General features: G+C 58.8%; 14 protein-coding genes. 7 read left to right on the top strand and 7 right to left on the bottom strand.

Annotation, left to right across the window (positions count from 1 at the left end; genetic code table 11):
• Positions 1-156: 156 nt before the first annotated feature.
• Positions 157-2,574, bottom strand: a complete 2,418-nt coding sequence (gene lon / locus CKW17_RS25340) for an endopeptidase La (RefSeq protein WP_095122462.1) — start codon at positions 2,572-2,574, stop codon at positions 157-159.
• Between the two features lie 908 nt (positions 2,575-3,482).
• A complete protein-coding gene (locus CKW17_RS25330; RefSeq protein WP_095122458.1) occupies positions 3,483-3,935 on the bottom strand; it encodes a hypothetical protein in 453 nt (150 codons plus the stop codon).
• A 292-nt stretch (positions 3,936-4,227) separates the two neighbouring features.
• On the opposite strand from CKW17_RS25330, the gene CKW17_RS25325 reads away from it, so the two are divergent.
• Complete coding sequence (locus CKW17_RS25325; RefSeq protein ID WP_095122456.1) at positions 4,228-4,626, top strand: hypothetical protein; 399 nt, start codon at positions 4,228-4,230, stop codon at positions 4,624-4,626.
• 95 nt (positions 4,627-4,721) lie between these two features.
• On the opposite strand, the gene CKW17_RS25320 is transcribed toward CKW17_RS25325, so the two are convergent.
• The 3 genes from CKW17_RS25320 to CKW17_RS25310 form a co-directional block, all read right to left on the bottom strand.
• Positions 4,722-5,087: a DUF6124 family protein gene (locus CKW17_RS25320; protein WP_095122454.1), complete on the bottom strand. Its 366-nt coding sequence runs from the start codon at positions 5,085-5,087 to the stop codon at positions 4,722-4,724.
• 523 nt (positions 5,088-5,610) lie between these two features.
• Positions 5,611-8,022: a glucose/quinate/shikimate family membrane-bound PQQ-dependent dehydrogenase gene (locus tag CKW17_RS25315; protein WP_095122452.1), complete on the bottom strand. Its 2,412-nt coding sequence runs from the start codon at positions 8,020-8,022 to the stop codon at positions 5,611-5,613.
• A 216-nt stretch (positions 8,023-8,238) separates the two neighbouring features.
• Entirely contained in the window at positions 8,239-9,600 is a 1,362-nt protein-coding gene (locus CKW17_RS25310) for a carbohydrate porin (protein WP_095122450.1), read from the bottom strand.
• A 300-nt stretch (positions 9,601-9,900) separates the two neighbouring features.
• Here CKW17_RS25310 and CKW17_RS25305 point away from each other — a divergent pair, with 300 nt between their 5' ends.
• On the top strand, positions 9,901-10,131 hold the full coding sequence (locus tag CKW17_RS25305) for a VF530 family DNA-binding protein (protein ID WP_007916799.1): 231 nt from the start codon (positions 9,901-9,903) through the stop codon (positions 10,129-10,131).
• 1 nt (position 10,132) lies between these two features.
• Positions 10,133-10,765, top strand: coding sequence for a Pr6Pr family membrane protein (locus CKW17_RS25300; protein ID WP_095122448.1), 633 nt, complete (start codon positions 10,133-10,135; stop codon positions 10,763-10,765).
• Between the two features lie 92 nt (positions 10,766-10,857).
• Here the strand turns inward: CKW17_RS25300 and CKW17_RS25295 are convergent, their stop codons facing one another.
• A complete protein-coding gene (locus CKW17_RS25295) occupies positions 10,858-11,646 on the bottom strand; it encodes a siderophore-interacting protein (protein WP_095122446.1) in 789 nt (262 codons plus the stop codon).
• Complete coding sequence (locus CKW17_RS25290) at positions 11,643-12,218, bottom strand: PadR family transcriptional regulator (protein ID WP_095122444.1); 576 nt, start codon at positions 12,216-12,218, stop codon at positions 11,643-11,645. Before CKW17_RS25290 ends, CKW17_RS25295 begins: the two co-directional genes overlap by 4 nt.
• 112 nt (positions 12,219-12,330) lie before the next feature.
• Between CKW17_RS25290 and CKW17_RS30195 the strand changes: the two genes are divergently transcribed.
• From CKW17_RS30195 to CKW17_RS25275, 4 genes are all read left to right on the top strand, one after another.
• The gene (locus CKW17_RS30195) at positions 12,331-12,660 is read left to right on the top strand and encodes a hypothetical protein (protein WP_141234594.1); all 330 of its coding nucleotides are present in this window, start codon (positions 12,331-12,333) and stop codon (positions 12,658-12,660) included.
• Positions 12,661-12,717: 57 nt separating this feature from the next.
• Positions 12,718-13,209, top strand: coding sequence for a CS1 type fimbrial major subunit (locus tag CKW17_RS25285; RefSeq protein ID WP_095122442.1), 492 nt, complete (start codon positions 12,718-12,720; stop codon positions 13,207-13,209).
• A gap of 104 nt (positions 13,210-13,313) precedes the next feature.
• Positions 13,314-15,836, top strand: coding sequence for a CS1-pili formation C-terminal domain-containing protein (locus tag CKW17_RS25280; RefSeq protein WP_095122439.1), 2,523 nt, complete (start codon positions 13,314-13,316; stop codon positions 15,834-15,836).
• 4 nt (positions 15,837-15,840) lie between these two features.
• The gene (locus tag CKW17_RS25275; protein ID WP_095122436.1) at positions 15,841-17,055 is read left to right on the top strand and encodes a hypothetical protein; all 1,215 of its coding nucleotides are present in this window, start codon (positions 15,841-15,843) and stop codon (positions 17,053-17,055) included.
• Positions 17,056-17,059: the final 4 nt, after the last annotated feature.

Raw genomic sequence — 17,059 nt, 5'->3', positions numbered from 1 at the left:
AGAGGGGACTGACCGAGGGATATTCCAGAAGTCCACCGACCTGAAATAGATCATTGAATCCATAATCGACTCGGTGTTTCAGGTCGATGTATAGCGCAAGACCACTCGGTCGGCTCCCTCTCCCTCTGGGAGAGGGCTGGGGTTAGGGGCTGTCTGTCAGAACAAGATCTTCGCCACATCGGCAAATTTCTTCGCGAAATGTACGGTAATCCCTTCCTTCAAATAATCCGGCAACTCCTCAAAATTACCCCGATTCGGCTCCGGCAATATCAGCTCGAAAATCTTCTGCCGTCGCGCTGCAATCACCTTCTCGCGCACGCCGCCAATCGGCAGCACATGCCCGGTCAGCGTCAGTTCGCCAGTCATCGCCACGCCTTTTTTTGGTGGCTGATTACGCGCAAGCGAGAGCAGGGCGCTGGCCATGGTCACGCCGGCGCTCGGGCCGTCCTTCGGTGTCGCGCCTTCCGGGACGTGCAGGTGGACGAAGGCTTCGTCGAAGAACTTCGCATCACCGCCAAATTGTTTCAGGTGCGAGCTGACGTAGCTGTAGGCGATCTCCGCCGATTCCTTCATCACATCACCGAGTTGCCCGGTGAGTTTGAAGCCACGGTTTAGCGTGTGAATCCGCGTCGCTTCGATCGGCAGAGTCGCGCCGCCCATGCTGGTCCAGGCCAGACCGGTGATGACGCCGGTGCCGGACAGCACTTGTTCGTTACGAAACACCGGATGGCCGAGTGACGCTTCGAGGTCTTTCGGCCCGAGTTTGATCACCGCTTTCGGCTCGTCGATCAGCTTCATCACCGCTTTGCGCACCAGTTTGCCCATTTGTTTCTCGAGCTGGCGCACCCCGGCTTCGCGGGCGTAACCGTCGATCAAGGCTTTGAGCGCGGTGTCGCTGATGCTCAGGCTGCCTTTGGACACGCCAGCCTTTTCCAGCAACTTCGGCCACAGGTGGCGCTTGGCGATGGCGACTTTTTCTTCGGTGATGTAGCCCGACAGGCGAATCACTTCCATCCGGTCCAGCAACGGGCCGGGGATCGAATCGAGGGTGTTGGCGGTGCAGACGAACAGGACTTTCGACAGGTCCATGCGCAGGTCGAGGTAGTGGTCGAGGAATTCGACGTTCTGCTCCGGGTCGAGGGTTTCCAGCAGCGCCGAGGCCGGGTCGCCCTGGTAGCTCTGACCCATCTTGTCGATCTCGTCGAGCATGATCACCGGGTTCATCACTTCGACGTCTTTCAACGCCTGCACCAGTTTGCCCGGCTGCGCGCCGATGTAGGTGCGGCGGTGGCCCTTGATCTCGGCTTCGTCACGCATGCCGCCGAGGCTGAAGCGGTAGAACGGCCGGCCGAGGGATTCGGCGATGGATTTGCCGACGCTGGTTTTACCCACACCCGGCGGGCCGACCAGCAGCACGATGGAACCGCTGATTTCGCCTTTATAGGCACCGACGGCGAGGAATTCGAGGATGCGATCCTTGATGTCGTCGAGGCCAGCGTGGTGTTTGTCGAGGATTTTGCGCGCGTGCTTGAGGTCGAGTTTGTCCTCGCCGTACACGCCCCACGGTACCGACGTCGCCCAGTCGAGGTAGTTGCGGGTCACCGCGTATTCCGGCGAACCGGTCTCGAGGATCGACAGCTTGTTCATTTCCTCTTCGAGGCGCTTCTGCACTTGCGCCGGCAGGACTTTGCCTTCCAGGCGTTGTTCGAACTGTTCGAGGTCGGCGCTACGGTCGTCCTTGGTCAGGCCAAGTTCCTGCTGGATGACCTTGAGTTGTTCCTTGAGGAAGAATTCGCGCTGATGCTCGCCGATCTTGCGGTTAACTTCCGCCGAGATCTCTTTTTGCAGACGCGCGACTTCGACTTCCTTGCGCAACATCGGCAGGACTTTTTCCATGCGCTTGAGCATCGGCACGCAGTCGAGCACTTCTTGCAGCTCGGGGCCGGTGGCCGAGGTCAGCGCGGCGGCGAAGTCGGTCAGCGGCGACGGGTCGTTGGGGCTGAAGCGGTTGAGGTAGTTTTTCAGTTCTTCGCTGTACAGCGGGTTGAGCGGCAGCAGTTCTTTGATCGCGTTGATCAGCGCCATGCCGTAGGCCTTGACCTCGTCGGTCGGCTCGGTGGGCTGGTGCGGGTATTCGACTTCGACCAGATACGGTGGGCGGTGGTGTTTGAGCCAGGTTTTGATGCGTACGCGGCTCAGGCCTTGGGCGACGAATTGCAGTTTGCCGTTTTCGCGGCTGGCGTGGTGGACTTTGACCAGGGTGCCGTACTGCGGCAGGGCGCCGGTGTCGAAGTGGCGCGGGTCTTCCTGTGGCGTGTCCATGAAGAACAGGGCCAAGGAGTGGTGTTCGGATTTGCTGACCAGTTCGAGGGTTTCGGCCCAGGGTTCTTCGTTGACGATGACCGGCAGGACTTGCGCCGGGAAGAACGGGCGGTTGTGGATCGGGATGATGTAGACCTTGTCCGGCAGGTTTTGGCCTGGCAGGGCGAGGCCTTTGCCGGAGGAGGTGTGTTCGATGTTTTCGGCTTCGGTGTAGTCGTCGGGGTTTTCCGGGAATTCTTGCTGGTCGCTCATGGGGCACCTGCGCAATGGAGTATGGGTCTTAGATGGGGCAGGGCTTGGGTGGTTTCAATGGGGGGGCGGTGTTTCTGCTTGTGTGTTCAGGGTTTTGACAGGGTTCACGCTTTGACTTGGCGGCCTTTGGGCCGACCATGTTGGGGGTGTTTGGTGTGTATATCCGTTGTTTAGGTAACGGCGGCTTAGGGTTTCGCCCTTACGGCGACTCACTTTTTTTCAAACGCCAAAAAAAGTAAGCAAAAAACGCTTGCTCCTACGTGCGGCCCGCTCGCTGGGGCTCGGGGTTCCTTCGCTGCGGGATCGATCCGGGCGCAGCGCCTACGGTTTGCTTCGCTGCACCTCCTCTCGCTGTGTTTGGCTGCGCCAAACGGTCGCTGCGCTCCCACGCCCGGATCAATCCCTCCACTCAGCCTTCCGACGTCGCCTTACAGATCAAAAGCTGCAGCCGAGCTAACGCTCATCCTGTTGAGTGGTGAGGAGCACAGCTTGGTCGGCTTTGGATTTGTGGTGGATTCGCCCCTCACCCCAGCCCTCTCCCGAGGGAGAGGGGGCCGATTTGTGGGCTTTTCAAAGTCCGAGTTCAACTCGGCATCGCACGTCGGCGTAGCTCTCCCAAACACCGCGATCAGTCCCCTCTCCCTCTGGGAGAGGGCTAGGGTGAGGGGCTTTTGATCTGATTCAGGATCTGAGTTCAACGCGCTATCGCACGTCTGCGTAGCTCTCCCAAACACCGCGATCAGTCCCCTCTCCCTCTGGGAGAGGGCTAGGGTGAGGGGCTTTTGATCTGATTCAGAGTCTGAGTTCGACTCGGTATTCATGTCGGCGTGCGTCCTCCGTCAGTTCCCTCCATGTAACGGAAAGGCAGACGCACGATTAACCCGATGACTGAAGTCCTGACCGGCTTGTTAGATAGGGTAAGTCAGCTCTTGGAGAAAAAAGTATCCGTTACCGGTGAGCTCACGCGTTTCATCACCGTGGACTGCCTTGGCGGAAATTTGCAAGTTGTCGAGGGAGTATAAGTACAGGCCGCTATTGAGTTGACTAACAGCAATGCCGGAGGAGGATGTCACTTCATAGTCATAAGGCTGAAGACCTCGTTCGGTCACGACATATTCAAAGTAGCCAGCGATTGAAGGATCCAGCAGCTTGCGAAGCGAGATGGTGAGTGATCGTCGGCTCGATGAACTGTGGTTATCTTCGAAAGAAAAATTGTAACCGCCAAGCTGGTTGAAAGACGTACTAAGGCTGGTCGTCAGGAAGCTGGTCAGCTTGACTGGCGTGTCGCCAATGGTGCCTTTGACATCGACGTTAAGAATACCGTTTACCCATACGGCTGGGGATGCGTTTGGATTGGTCATGGGGAGCTTCCTTTTATTGATTTGGTTGGAGAAGGAAGTCTGAGAGGAAAGTTAAAAACGGTGACCTGTCATATCTGACAGGGTTTTATACTTGTTCGCGATGACGTCTCTCGATACGGGTTATATAGGAGCCACGATGTTGATCAAAGATCGGAGGCTTCGGCACTGCGGCTATAGCAGCTTCGCTGCATTATCTCTATTTGATCTAGATACCTGTCAGGTCTGACAGTTACGTATTTATCGATTTTCCGAAACGATCGTCCTTCAACTTCGAAATTCAATGGAACTGAGTATGACGATCGAGAAAGTTGTAACTTCCAGTACGACGGGCACGTTTACTGCCAGGATTCAGGGGCGCCCTGACTTCGCTCCGACCAGGGTTAATGTCTATTTCGATGGCGAGTATTATCACTGTTCGGGGTCAGAGGCGGGCGTGGATCCCGACGTTTTCAGAACTCTGTATTTTAATGTGAGGCGCAATCCATCAACCGAGCCAGCGACGTTCCATGAGATGTTGTATATCGCCCAATCAGGCCGTGACCTGGAAAAAGCTACAGCCAAGGACGGTACGTTTACTATCGATTTTGATACGGCAGCTCAGCACTACAAGATGTCTTTCCATGTAGTGGTTAATGATCCGTACGCCGGCAGCATAGATATTCTCGGGTGCTTTGATTTGCGTAACGAATGATGTAAATGCCTCTTCCGCTCTTTGGCGAGGAGGTCGTGCGCGTGTCGGGTTGTGCAACCTATGAACGAACCCACACGCGCACAGCGCATCATCCATCAGTTTTGCGTTGTTATCTCGACATTATCCAGCACGCGATTCACGGCCAGTTCGGCGAGCATGATGATCTGCTGAATGGCCAGAATCGTGCGCCGTTGCGGCAGGTCGATATAAGCGGCGATGTCGCTGGTCATGAGGCTGGCTTGGGCCAGGGATTCGCAGGCGTGGACCAGCAGGCTTTCGCTGTCCTGTTCGGGGGCGACCTGGAACATGGTGCTGGGTTTGTGGAAGCGCAGGGTTAACGCGTTGGGTTTGAGGTAGTGGTCGAGGGCGCGTTCGGCGGCTTCGTGGAATCGCTTCGAGCCGGGGAATTCGTAGGGGGTGGTGTCTTCGTTTTCGGGCGGATTGGGTGTCGGTTTTTTCATGGTGAAGCTCCGAATGATAAGTGGGGCTGTCACTCTCAATCACCGCGACGCGACAGAGGGTGGCAGCTGTACGCGGGGTCGCGGACCGAGCCATTCGGCAATCTCGGCATACCCGAAGGTATCCCGCGCACAGCCACCATCAAACCAAACAACAAGCACCTGAGCGCTTCAGTTTGGGCCGGCGATTATGCATCAAATCGAATGAACTGCTCGGGCCGCGACGCCCGTTCGCTGAATTTGCAGCGACCCCCAGAGCCTATCCAGCCGATTTCCGAGGCACAACCGACGCGACTTGTCGGAAAACTCCGCGCCACTTTCAACATCTGTAGGACGAGCACATTTCCCACAGATAAACACTTTTCAACCTGTAGGAGCTGCCGAAGGCTGCGATCTTTTGATCTGGCTTTTAAAAACAAAGTCAAAAGATCGCAGCCTTCGGCAGCTCCTACATGGGTGTTTGGCGTGCACAAAAAAGGCGATGTCCCTTGCGGGACATCGCCTTCATTTTTACCGCCGCTAAAACTTATTCCGGCAGTTTGTACGCAATCACATAGTCACCCATCTTGGTGCCCAGCGAGCCGTGACCGCCGACAACCAGCAGCACGTATTGCTTGCCGTCCTTGCCGGTGTAAGTCATAGGGGTCGCTTGACCACCCGCCGGCAGACGCGATTTCCACAGCTCTTTACCGCTGTTCACGTCGTACGCGCGCAGGTACTGGTCGAGGGTGCCGCTGAGGAAGCCGACGCCGCCAGCCGTGACCATCGAGCCGCCCATGCTCGGCACGCCCAAGGTGAAGCCGATAGGGATTGGCGAGCTGTCGCGGCTGGTGCCGTTTTTGCGTTTCCACACGACTTTGCTGGTGGTCAGGTCGATACCGGCGACGTAGCCCCAGGCCGGAGCCTGGCACGGTACGCCGAATGGCGACATGAACGGGTGCATGATCACCGCGTAGGGCGCGCCGGTGTTCGGTTGCACGCCAGCGGTTTCGCTTTCGCGTTTGCTGCCGGCGGCGACTTGCTCGCGTGGCACCATTTTCGAAACGAAGGCCATGTAGTTCGGGCTGGTGAACAGCATTTGGCGAACCGGATCGACCGAAACGCCGCCCCAGTTGAACACGCCAACGTTACCCGGATAGATCAGGCTGCCCTGTTCCGACGGCGGGGTGTACTGGCCTTCATAGCGCAGTTCCTTGAACTGGATGCGGCACAGCATCTGGTCGAACGGGCTCGCGCCCCACATGGCTTTTTCGGTCAGTTCCGGGGCCAGCAGGTTGAGGTCCGAACGGGCCTGGGTCGGGGCGGTGTGGTCGCCTTTCACGGCGCCTTGCGGGACCGGGATTTCCTTGATCGGGATGATCGGCGTGCCGTCACGACGGTCTAGGACGTACAGGCTGCCCTGTTTGGTCGGAGCGATCAGCGCCGGTTTCACGCCGTCGGCGGTTTTCATGTCGAGCAGGGTTGGCTGGCTGCCAACGTCCATGTCCCACAGGTCGTGGTGGGTGAACTGGTAGTTCCAGCGCACTTTACCGGTGGCCAGGTCGAGGGCTACGACGCCGGCGCTGAATTTCTCGGCGCCCGGGGTGCGGTCAGCGCCCCACTGGTCTGGGGTCTGGTTGCCCAGTGGCAGGTAAACCATGCCGAGTTTTTCGTCGACACTGGCCAGCGACCACATGTTCGCCGAGTTGCGGCTGTAGGTTTCGCCCGGTGCCAAAGGCTCGGTGGCGTCTGGCTTGTCGCTGTCCCAGTTCCATACGAGGTGACCGTCGCGCACGTCGAAGGCGCGGATCACGCCCGATGGCTCGTTGGTCGATTCGTTGTCGGTCACGTGACCGCCCATGATCACCAGATCACGGGTAATCGCCGCTGGCGAGGTGGAGTAGTAACCACCAGCGGTGAACGGGCCGATACCTTGGGTCAGGTCAACCACGCCTTTGTTGCCGAAGCCTTCGCAGATCTTGCCGGTGTCGGCGTTCAGTGCGATCAGACGGGCATCAGCGGTTGGCAGGTACAGACGACGCGGGCAAGCCTGCGCAACGGCTTTGCCAGCCTCGGAAATCACCGCCGAGGCAGCGTTTTCAGACTTGGCATAAGCGGCTTCGTCGTAGTACGACACGCCACGGCAAGTCATGTGCGCGAAGCCTTTGAAGCCGACCGGGCTCTTGATCTGTGGGTCGAAGCGCCACAGTTCTTTGCCGGTGTCCGGGTCCAGGGCCAACACTTTGCTGTGCGCGGTGCAGGCGTAGATCATGCCGTTGGCTTTCAGCGGGGTGTTTTCGTTGGTCAGCTCGACCGGGTCATCAGCGGTCGGCAGGTCGCCGGTCTGGATACGCCAGGCTTCTTGCAGTTTGCCGACGTTGGCCGGGGTGATCTGCTTCAGCGGCGAGTAACGGTCACCGAACTCGGTGCGGCCATAGGCCTGCCAGTCGCCATCGGGCATGGCTGGAGCGGTGCTGGTGGTGTCCGCGGTGTCGCGGCCCAGCTCGCCGAAGGTTTCGCCCGGGTGGGTGAACAGGCTGGCCAGAGCGGTGACGCCGGCCAGAACCACGGCGACGGTCAGACCGCCAGTGCCCATCGGCGCCGGGCCGTCAAGCAGCAGCGGACGACGGAACCACGGCAGCAACATCACGAAGCCGAGGACAAACCACAGGGCCAGACGTGGCACCAGTTGCCACCAGTCCAGACCGACTTCCCACAGCGCCCAAACGGTGCTGGCAAACAAGACGATGGCGTACAGGCCCAGCGCCGCGCGACGGCGCATCAGCATCAGAATGCCGGACAGCGCAATGCCGATACCGGCCAGCAGGTAGTACAGCGAGCCGCCGAGCATGCTCAGCTTGACCCCACCGGCCAACATGGCCAGGCCCATCAGTAGAAGCAGAATGCCGAGCAGGCTCGGTAGCAAACGGCCCCGACTCGAAGCACTTTCGGTGCTCATAGTGTGATTCTCCGTGACGTTTATGTAGTCCCGCGCTGTAGTCACTTTAGATGACGATTTGGCACAGGCATGGTTCAGATAAAACTTGTGTAGCTTGCTAAATTCATTTGTAGGCCTTCGCCTGCTCGCGATGGCGGTGTGTCAGTCTCTGGAGATGTCGCCTGAAACACCGCTATCGCGAGCAGGCTCACTCCTACATTTGATCCGTGGTGTGCTTTAGAACGACGACTGGATCTTGATCCCGCCGATCAGGGCGTCGTCGACGTTGTTCACGCCACCGGGGTGGCGGATGTATTGCAGGTTCGGGCGCACGGTCAGCCAGTTGGTGACGTGCACGCCGTAATAGAGTTCGGCGCTGTATTCGGTGTCTTGCGGCGGCAGGAACGACGGATCGTCGTAGTCGTACACGGCGTTGGCACGGTTGCTCGCTTCGGCGTTTTTGCGGAAGGCCGGGTTGACGTGCACGCGGGCGAGGGCGAAACCGATGTCATCCTTGGCGCGGGCATCGAATGGGCCTTTATAGGTGATGCCGGCCTGCACGTAGTTGTCGATCGCGTTGGTTTTCTTGTCGTGCATCGTGCCATTGGCGAACACGCTCAAGCCGCGACTGTTGTCGCTGGCCACGCTGGTGATCTGCTGCTGGATGCCCAGCCAAACGCCGTGTTTGCTCGACGCGCTGCGATAGGCTTCGCCGCTGAGGGCGGCCGGTTGGCCGTGGCTGTCTTTATAGACGTCGCTGGCCTTGGCGTTGCTGTAGTAGTAACCGGCGCGGTATTCGCCCGGCAGGCCGTTGAGCTTCGGCGTCCACACCAGTTCGATCGGCAGGATCGCGCCCTGGGTGCCGCTGCCGCTGAGTTTGAAACCGTTGCCGCGATCGAGGTTCGACGGGTTCTGCTCGTAGGCGCCGACCTGGGCGTAGAGTTCCGGGGTCAGGTGATATTTGACGCGCAGCGCCCATTGGCTGACCGGCCAGTTGTACCAGATGCCGCCGACCCAGTTGCCGACCTGCGAGCCGCAGAACGCGAGGTTCTGGAAGTCGCAGGGGAAGCTGTTGAAGTCTTCGCCTTCGCCGAAACGGCCGACCTTGATGTCGAGTTTCTGATCGAAGAATTTCTGCTGGTACCACATCTGCGTCAGGCGCGTGGTCTGGCCACGGCCCCAGACTTCCTGGGCCGAGGTGAAGCCGCCAACGCGCGGATCGTTGATGCGGTCGTTGCTGATGTTGTTGCCGCTGCGCTTGGTGATGGTCAGTTGAAACTCGGCGTCGTCCCAGCCGAGGATCTTTTGCAGGTCGAGGTGTGTGCCCAGACCGAACTGATCGCTGTAACGCGCGGTGCGATCGTGATCGTAGCCACCGTGCAGGTTGCTGCCCATCTCGCCGGTGTAATCGAGCTTGAAGTCGTAGCCTTTTTCCGAGAGTTCGGTACGCGTGCCGTTCCAGTCACCGAGCATGTACGGTGATTCACTGTCGAACGCGGGCGCCGCTTGAACGCAAGTGGCGAGGCCGAGGGCGGTGCAGCCGCCAAGGGTGCGCAGGATTGAGATAGCGCTGTCTCGGGAGAAGGAAAAATCGGGCATGGCTCAGTCTTTTTTTGGTGTTTTCGGGGTGCAATTCGAGCGCTTCAATATGTCGCAGGCAGTGAAGCGATTCAGCGGAAGGGCGGCAGGATAATGATCTGTTACAAAAAGACAAAGGCCTTTTGTGAACATGCAGCGTTTCGGATTCGGTAACAGTGCGGCAAACGGGCGCATTGTGGCCCGTGTTGTGGCCTGCGATCTTCTCAGGTTGGCCTACATTTGAAGGTAGGCCTTCCACCCGATCACCCCCTCGGCTAAGGTGCGCGGCTTCTGCATTTTCACTTCGCCCAAAGGCCTGGCATGAACGAACAAACCCCCGATCCGCTGCACGGTGTGACCCTTGAACAGATTCTCAATGCGCTGGTGAGCCATTACGAATGGTCGGGGCTGGCCGAGCGCATCGATATTCGCTGCTTCAAGAGTGATCCGAGCATCAAGTCGAGCCTGACGTTTCTGCGCAAAACCCCATGGGCACGGGAGAAGGTCGAGCGTCTGTACGTGAAGTTGATGCGCACCAAGCGACCGCTTTGAGATGGACGCCGGTTGTTGGCGTCGTCGCCTGATCACCTGCGCAGCCGTGTTGGGCTGGGCGGGGCTGGGCATTCAGCTTTATCTGATTTTTTTCGCGCGCTTGAGTGTCGGTGCCAGCCTGTTGGGCGGGTTGGTGAGCTTTTTCAGCTACTTCACGATTCTGACCAATACGCTGGTGGCGACGGTGTTGACCTGCGCGGTGACCGAGCGTGAGTCTGCTGTGCGCCGCTGGTTTTTGCAGCCGTGGGTGAGTAGCGGGATTGCCGTGAGCATTGCTGTGGTCGGGCTTGCCTATAGCATTTTGCTGCGGCATTTGTGGCACCCGGAAGGCTGGCAATTTATCGCTGACGAGTTGCTGCACGACGTGATGCCGTTGCTGTTTCTGGGCTATTGGTGGTTGTGCGTAGCGAAAGGCACTTTGCGCCTGTGGCATCTGCCGGTGTGGCTGATTTATCCGCTGGTGTATTTCATTTACGCGTTGCTGCGCGGTCATTTGCTCGGCGCGTATGCGTATCCGTTCATTGACGTGGCGGTGTTGGGTTATCCACAGGTGCTGGTCAATGCCGGGGGGATTTTGGTGGGATTTGTGGTGATTGGGTTGTTGGTCATTGCCTTGGACCGATTACGGCGATGAAAATCAAAAGATCGCAGCCTTCGGCAGCTCCTACAGGTGTACGCATTCCAATGTAGGAGCTGCCGAAGGCTGCGATCTTTTGATCTGGGGATTTACTCCTCTTCGGAGGTGCCTTCGGTGCGCCAGTAGCCGACGGCTTTGATGAGCTGTTCATCCAGCCCGTGCTCATCGATCAGCACCCGGCGAATCTGCCGCGAGACTTTCGTTTCGGTTGCGACCCAGGCATACAGATTGCCTTTGGGCACCTGCAACTGCTTCACCGTCGCCAGCAGGTTGTCCTTGCTGCCTTCGCGCAGCACCCAGATCACATTGACCTGCGCCGGGCTTTCCAGCACTTGCTGCTCGGCGCCGTTTTCCACTTCGATCACCACCAGCGCCTTGCGATTGGCCGCCAGGCCTTCGAGGCGGCGGGCGATGGCGGGCAGGGCGGTTTCGTCGCCGATCAGCAGGTAGCTGTCGAAAATATCCGGGACGATCATCGAGCCGCGCGGGCCGCCGATGTGCAGGAATTGCCCTGGCTTGGCTTGCTCAGCCCAAGTCGACGCAGGGCCGTCACCGTGCAGAACAAAATCGATGTCCAGTTCCAGCGCATCGAGGTCATAACGACGCGGGGTGTAGTCGCGCATTTCCGGCTTCGGTCCGTCGTCCTTGCCGGCGCCGAGCACCATCGTCTCCAGCGCCGCCGCCTGTTCGGCGTTCTGCGGGAACAACAGTTTGACGTGATCGTCAGTGCCCAGGCTGATAAACCCGGCCAGCTCCGGCCCGCCGAGGGTGATGCGGCGCATGCGCGGCGTCAGGTCGACCACGCGCAGGACTTCCAGCTTGCGGCGTTTGATTTCGTGCATCACGCGGTGAATGGTTTGGGTATCGACTGCAGTCATTGGCTTTTCTCCGAAACAGGTTGAACGGCAGGGCCGTCGACGATGGCTTTGGCGGTGTCGTTGAGCAGGTCACGCACGCGCAGGATTTCTGCCGGGCTCCAGCGGCCGTGGTGCATTTGCAGGGCATGGCGCAGGTTGTGTACCGCCTCGTGGATTTCCGGCGGACGATCATGGCCGCGCAGCGAGCGTTTGCTCACATCGATACGCATGCGCACGCCGTCCAGCGCCACGGCTTGTTCGCTCAGGGACAGGCGCCCGGCATCGGTCACGCTGTAGCGTTTCTTGCCGCCCTCGGCATCGCCGCTGATCATTTCGCTCTCTTCAAGAAAGGTCAGGGTCGGATAGATCACGCCGGGGCTGGGGCTGTACGCGCCGTCGAACATGCCTTCGATCTGGCGGATCAGGTCGTAGCCGTGGCACGGCTGTTCGGCGACCAGCGCCAGCAACAATAACTTCAGATCCCCAGGGGCAAATACCCGGGGGCCACGACCGCCGCGCTCGCGTCCGGGGCGTTTCTCAAAGCCGTCACGGCCATCGCCGTGCTCACGGTGGGGGGAATGATGGTCTCTCATTTCGATCTTCTCTCGTCGTGTTTAGATACAACTTAAGATATATCTTAACGAGGGTGCAAGGCGTTTTTTCTCCGATCCTCGATCAGCAGACGAGCGGCGCTGTCTTGCGCGAATGCAACAGGTCTTTTTCGGCGAATGTCTGGCGAAGAATAACTTTGAAGTTAAAGTCATCACTCTATTTATTCGAGCAAGTATTCTAAAGTTTCAACTGATCCCTTGCCGTACAAGGGTGCAAGTGCTGTATGGTTTTTTAACTTTATCTGTATGTAGGGCGGAACTTACAGTCACTGTTTTAAATATCGATTTTTTGTTCTTTTTTCTTGCGGGTCATAGGGTTGTTGAACTACGCGCTTATAGGAAGTTACTTGCTTACTTTCCAGAGGCAACAGTCGATGATGCCCCGGCATTGAAAGTACAAGTTGATTTGGCTCAACTCCCCTGACCGCTTCTTGAACTTTCAATGCACTCCTTCTCAATAAAGAAAACAAGGTACTGAACGATGTTCAAGAAAATCGCAATCGCTGCTCCTTTGGCACTTCTGGCGCTGGGCTCTTCGGGAGCGTTCGCCGCGGGTGAAGCCGCTCACTCGATCAGCATCGTCGCTCACGTGCCGACCAACGGCTTCTACGTGGTGCCGACCGATCCCGATCTGGTCAACAAGGATCAGGACATGAGCTACCAGCCGGGCACCGGCAGGATGGGCGAAGTCAACGGTTTCTTCGATGTGCGCAACAACAACGGTTCGGTCCATGCCAGCGTGGACAGTGCGCCAAAACTGATCTCGGGTGCCAACAGCATTGATCTCCAGGTCGCGATCAACAACAAAGCCCTCACCACCACCCCTCAGGAAGTCGTAGGCGAGTCTGAGTCCGACGTTAACTTCCGCGCGCCACTGAAGATCAGCGCCATCGGTTCCAACTTTCAGCCGGGTGATTACACCGGTGTTGTAGCGCTGACCTTCGACGCCGTTCCACCGGTCGGTACGCCTTGATCGATTGATCCGGCAACAAACGCTGACGTTCTGTCAGCGTTCACCGCGGGGGCAGCACAGTCTGTCCCGGCGGACTTCCACCGTTCTAATCAGAGTGAGAGTTCATGTTCCCGATGACACCCATCGCGGCTGCGCTTGCGCTGTTGTTTTGTGCCAGCGCTGCCGTGGCTTCCAACTCTGCCGGTACTACGCCGCGCAGTCTGTTGGCCCAGGCCAAAGGCCTGCCGGCAGATTTCGAGGAGCACTTCTTTGATGTGCCTCTGGCGGTTCGGGTCGAACTCGATCATCAGCCCCTGGGCGAGGCCATGGTGGTGTTGTCCCGCGATGATCGCATCACCCTGCTCGAATTCACCGACACCAGCGAAAACCGCTACGGCCCCGCTGATCGCGAGAAATGGGCGGCTTATCTCAAGCCCGGCGTGCCACTGGGCAGCTGCACCGGTTCCTGTCCGGATCAGGTGCTGGCCGTGCATTACAACCTGGAAAGTTCTCTGGTTTCGATTCTCACCGCAAACGCTGAGCGCGACCTTGAAGCCAAGCGCTATTACGAGCAGCCCGAAGGTGGCAGCCATGGCTTGATGGTGCGCAATCAACTGAACCTCAACGGCGGCCAGGATCAGGATCTGGGCGGACGCTTTGGCCTTGAGGCCAGCGGCAGCCTGGGTAACTGGAGCCAGACGCTGAACCTGCAACTGGCACGTCTTGGCGGGCCGGACGACAAGCTTTATCACGCTGTACACGAACTGCACACCCAGCGCGAACTGCAGGGCAGTTTTTTTCGCCTGGGCTATTTCACTCCCAATTCCGAGGGGCTGACCCGCCAGCCGCGCACGTTCGGCACCAGCCCGGATACGGCGGTCGGGGTCATGTACGGCAGCTCCGACAGCCTGGCGATCAACAGCCCGATGCCCAGCGTTTATCCGATTTATGTCACTGCCAACCGTCAGGGTTCGGTGGAGATCTGGCGTGACGGTCTGTTGATCAACACCCAGTCGGTGCCTGCCGGTCTGCAGACCCTCGACACTCGGCCTTTGCCCGGCGGTATTTATGAAGTGGAGGTGCGCCTGATCGAAGACGGCCAGATCACCTCGACCACCCAGGAGTTGGTGTACAAGCCCAGTAACTGGCGCAACCTCGACGAGCGCTGGCGCTACAACGTGTTTGCCGGCGAGGAAAGCAAACTGCTGAGCAACTGGGACACGCAGTCCAGTGGTAGCCCCACCGCCGGAGCGGCGCTCAATTACTTGTTGCACCCGCGGGTGATTCTCGGGTTGTCGGCGCGCCAGATTCGCGAAAAGCTGCAATACGGTACGTCCATCGACTGGACGCTGGCCAATCACATGAGTCTCTACGCCAACGTCTACAAGACCGAGGATTACGGCACCGGTCTGGATCTGCAAAGCCTCTACAACTACGGATCCGGCAGTGTGGTGATCAGCCACAACCGCAGCTGGCTCGATACCACCAACACCTATGACACCTTGCCCGACGGCACCCGGGTTCGCCCGCGCAACGTGTTCATCGGCCAGACCAGCAACTCGTCGCTGGCGCTCAACCATCGCATCAACAGCAAGAACACCCTCAACGCCCGGGTGTCGCACAGCGAAGGCAATGTCGAAGGCCTGGGCATGGATCTGGGGTGGACCCAACGCACCCAACTGTTTGGCAGCGATGCCAGTTGGCGCTTGTCACTGTTTGATCGGCCGGGCAGCTACAGCAGTGGCGATGCGCGCAACCGCGGGGTCGACCTGAGCGTCAATATGGCGCTTGGCGCCCCCGGCCAGCAGATTACCGGCAGCATCGGTTCGCGCACCGCTCGCGACGGCAGCCGCGACAACAACGGATCGATCGGCTGGCGCAAGGACTTCAAGGATCATGTGCTGCAAAACGTCTCGGTCACGGCGTTGACCGATACCTACGGTATCGGCATGTCCAGCCTGGCGAATTTCCGCACCGATTCGGTCAATGGTGATGGCTTTATCCAGCGCTCGTCCTACAACGGCAATTTCACCGGTGGCCTGAACCTCGACAGCACGCTGGTGGTCGGCGGTCAGCAGATGTTGATGACCAGTCAGTACGAAATGCGCGGCGCCGGAATGATCGTCGATGTGGAGTCGGACATCGACGATATCGCCTTGCGTGCCGACGATTACAGCGGCGGCAGCGCGGCGTTGAAACCGGGGCGCAATTTCATCCCGATCACCGCGTATCAGAACAGCTCGGTGAGCTTCGATTTCGAAGGCAATCACGTACCGGCGGCGACGATCGAGCCGGCGCGCACTCGCTATCACCTGAACAAAGGCGGGGTCGAGTATCGCAAGATCCGTGTGATGAAAACCCTGACAGTGCTCGGTCGACTGATCGATGAAGCAGGGCAGCCGCTCAAGGGCCATCACGTGATCAACCACGCCAGCCGTGGCGTGACCGAGGTCGACGGGTTCTTTTCAATGGAAATGAACGCCGGTTCGCCGACCCTCGAAATCCGTCGCGATAATCGGTTGCTGTGTCAGTTCCGCCTTGATGCCAACCAGTACCGCAGTGAAAACAATGTACTGATGATCGGCGATCTGCGCTGTACGCCGGACACCGTGGCTGACGTCAATGCCACCGCACAGAAGGCGGGTTGAATCGATGAACAAGTCCACGTATGGCCTGGGCCTCTGGCTGGCATTGGCGATGCCGGCCGCCGAGGCGGCGAGCCAGGAGATCCGCGCGTTGTTTCAGCCTGATCCGTCGCAGCCGAGCAAAAACGTGTTCATCAACCAAACGCCGAACAGCGGGTATTGCGAGGCTGCCCCGAGCGAGTGCGCCGATAACCGCATGTTCAGTATTCAATTTCCGATTCGTTTCGAGTCCACCCGCACTCTCCAGCCCGGTGACGCTGTGACGGTCAAGGCACCGGCCAATTGGCGGCAACTGACGGTGACCAATGCCGAGACGCAGGAAACCGAAACCGTCGAAATCCGCATCATCGGCATCGGTTCGACATTTGTGTTGAGCGACACCGCGGCCAATCTGGTGGGCGTGAGCGACCCGCTTGAAGGCCATCAGAAACTCTGGACCGGCAGCAGCTGGGTCTATGCTCCTGCCCCCTGTATCTATAGCGGTGTCGGTTTCTTTACGCCCAATTACTACCGGTTTTTCTGGAAAACGCCGGTGGAAACGGCCTGCACCAAGATTGCCGCGTTCACCATTCCATCGATGTACTTCAACAATCTGGATTTCGCCTACGAGTTGCGCACGCCCAATCCGTTAGGCATGTCATCGGGTCTTTACACCGGTTCGCTGGCGTATTCCATCGGCAACGGCGGCGATTTCGATCTGGGGCCGTTGATGGCGCCGGACGATGGCAGCCTGAATCTGGATTTCGTGCTCGACGTGCAGCACACCCTCAAGGTCGATCTGCCGCCGGGCGGCAACAAAGTGCTGCTCGAACCCGAGGGCGGCTGGATGCGCTGGGTCGACAATGGCCGCCCGCCGACACGCATCTTTCGCGATCAACTGTTCTACATCTCCGCCTCGTCGCGCTTCAAGGTCATGATCCTGTGCGACTCCACGGGCGGTACGCGCTGCAAATTGCGCAGCCCCAGAGGCAATGTCACCGAGGTGGAAACCTATCTCACGCTGCCCGCCGGCATCGACGGGCCCATGGGGCGCACGGTGAACCAGCTCAGGCTGCTTTACAACACGTGGGTCGGTCCTTTTCAACCGGGTTTTTATGTGGACCGCAAGGCCGGTTCATTGCGTTTCGAGATGCCCAGGGATGCCATCGATTTTCTAATGCGGCCGGGTTTCACCGACACGCTCAGCGGCAATATCACCGTTATCTGGGACTCGGACGCGTGAACGT

It is taken from the genome of Pseudomonas sp. Irchel s3f10 (genome assembly GCF_900187515.1).
GTDB classification, from domain to species: domain Bacteria; phylum Pseudomonadota; class Gammaproteobacteria; order Pseudomonadales; family Pseudomonadaceae; genus Aquipseudomonas; species Aquipseudomonas tensinigenes.
Note: the sequence above shows the minus strand (reverse complement) of the source record. Positions and strands in the feature narration are given on the sequence as shown.

Bases quoted from the DNA above. Each gene is read 5' to 3' on its own strand.
- lon (WP_095122462.1), bottom strand. From the start codon at position 2,574: ATGAGCGACCAGCAAGAATTCCCGGAAAACCCCGACGACTACACCGAA.
- CKW17_RS25330 (WP_095122458.1), bottom strand. From the start codon at position 3,935: ATGACCAATCCAAACGCATCCCCAGCCGTATGGGTAAACGGTATTCTT.
- CKW17_RS25325 (WP_095122456.1), top strand. From the start codon at position 4,228: ATGACGATCGAGAAAGTTGTAACTTCCAGTACGACGGGCACGTTTACT.
- CKW17_RS25320 (WP_095122454.1), bottom strand. From the start codon at position 5,087: ATGAAAAAACCGACACCCAATCCGCCCGAAAACGAAGACACCACCCCC.
- CKW17_RS25315 (WP_095122452.1), bottom strand. From the start codon at position 8,022: ATGAGCACCGAAAGTGCTTCGAGTCGGGGCCGTTTGCTACCGAGCCTG.
- CKW17_RS25310 (WP_095122450.1), bottom strand. From the start codon at position 9,600: ATGCCCGATTTTTCCTTCTCCCGAGACAGCGCTATCTCAATCCTGCGC.
- CKW17_RS25305 (WP_007916799.1), top strand. From the start codon at position 9,901: ATGAACGAACAAACCCCCGATCCGCTGCACGGTGTGACCCTTGAACAG.
- CKW17_RS25300 (WP_095122448.1), top strand. From the start codon at position 10,133: ATGGACGCCGGTTGTTGGCGTCGTCGCCTGATCACCTGCGCAGCCGTG.
- CKW17_RS25295 (WP_095122446.1), bottom strand. From the start codon at position 11,646: ATGACTGCAGTCGATACCCAAACCATTCACCGCGTGATGCACGAAATC.
- CKW17_RS25290 (WP_095122444.1), bottom strand. From the start codon at position 12,218: ATGAGAGACCATCATTCCCCCCACCGTGAGCACGGCGATGGCCGTGAC.
- CKW17_RS30195 (WP_141234594.1), top strand. From the start codon at position 12,331: ATGCAACAGGTCTTTTTCGGCGAATGTCTGGCGAAGAATAACTTTGAA.
- CKW17_RS25285 (WP_095122442.1), top strand. From the start codon at position 12,718: ATGTTCAAGAAAATCGCAATCGCTGCTCCTTTGGCACTTCTGGCGCTG.
- CKW17_RS25280 (WP_095122439.1), top strand. From the start codon at position 13,314: ATGTTCCCGATGACACCCATCGCGGCTGCGCTTGCGCTGTTGTTTTGT.
- CKW17_RS25275 (WP_095122436.1), top strand. From the start codon at position 15,841: ATGAACAAGTCCACGTATGGCCTGGGCCTCTGGCTGGCATTGGCGATG.